Origin of the sequence: Paenibacillus sp. J45TS6 (assembly GCF_018403285.1) — a bacterium.
In the GTDB taxonomy this organism is placed as follows: Bacteria; Bacillota; Bacilli; order Paenibacillales; family Paenibacillaceae; genus Paenibacillus.
Genome location: NZ_BOSJ01000107.1, coordinates 1 through 255, shown reverse-complemented (window position 1 = coordinate 255; position 255 = coordinate 1). Strand labels below are relative to the sequence as shown.

Genomic DNA, 255 nt, shown 5'->3' with positions numbered 1-255 from the left:
GCCACCATTTAAAGAGTGCGTAATAGCTCACTGGTCGAGTGACTCTGCGCCGAAAATGTAACGGGGCTAAACACACCACCGAAGCTATGGCTTGATACTATGTATCAGGGGTAGGGGAGCGTTGTATACCGGGTTGAAGGTAGACCGGAAGGACTGCTGGACTGTATACAAGTGAGAATGCCGGTATGAGTAACGAAAAGATCAGTGAGAATCTGATCCGCCGAAAACCTAAGGGTTCCTGAGGAAGGCTCGTCC

1 rRNA gene is annotated in these 255 nt (G+C 50.2%); it reads left to right on the top strand.

Going from position 1 to position 255, the window contains the following annotated elements:
- Positions 1–255: ribosomal RNA gene (locus KJS58_RS25220) — 23S ribosomal RNA — on the top strand; the annotation flags it as partial.